Raw genomic sequence first — 537 nt, 5'->3', positions numbered from 1 at the left:
CCTGCGTGCGTTCTCGGTTGCTCGCTCGATATTGTACGGAACGAGGTCCAGTCCAGTAACGCGGAAACCGAACTGATCGGCAAGATGGATCGCCGGACCGCCCCGGCCACAGCCAACATCAAGGAGGCGAACGCCATCCGTGGCGGGCAGGTGCGACGCGAGCCTCGCTCCGACTTCCGTGACGAGGCGGCGCTGACTCGACCCAACGACGTGTGGCTGGTACCACTCGGAGTAGCCGAGATTGAGGAATGCGTCAGTCTCAAGCAGCAGGTCGAACGCTCGCCAGATGTCGGCTCGCTCGCCTCGATACGAGAACTGGTCGGTGATACGCTTTCGGAGAGGAGGCTGGTCCATCGGTCACCTACTCGAGTTCTGAAACCTCCGAGTAACAGTACTCGGACTCGTCGCAGTACGCGAGGTCGGCACACCCCCGAGGTCGCTGGTAGTCGATCCCCTTGTGCCGGCTGAGATACGTCACGTATCCGTCGTCAACGCGGTCGAGAATGTCGTGACAGATCCACTTCTCCCCGAACCATG

The 537-nt window shown here is 61.3% G+C and carries 1 protein-coding gene; it reads right to left on the bottom strand.

Annotation, left to right across the window (positions count from 1 at the left end; all coding sequences use genetic code 11):
• Positions 1 to 354, bottom strand: a 354-nt coding sequence (locus DEQ92_RS21725; protein WP_147299565.1) for a cyclopropane-fatty-acyl-phospholipid synthase family protein, incomplete at its 3' end; no start/stop codon positions are given.
• Between the last annotated feature and the right edge of the window lie 183 nt (positions 355 to 537).

Source organism: Haloferax sp. Atlit-6N (assembly GCF_003383195.1).
GTDB lineage: Archaea > Halobacteriota > Halobacteria > Halobacteriales > Haloferacaceae > Haloferax > Haloferax gibbonsii.
Note: the sequence above shows the minus strand (reverse complement) of the source record. Positions and strands in the feature narration are given on the sequence as shown.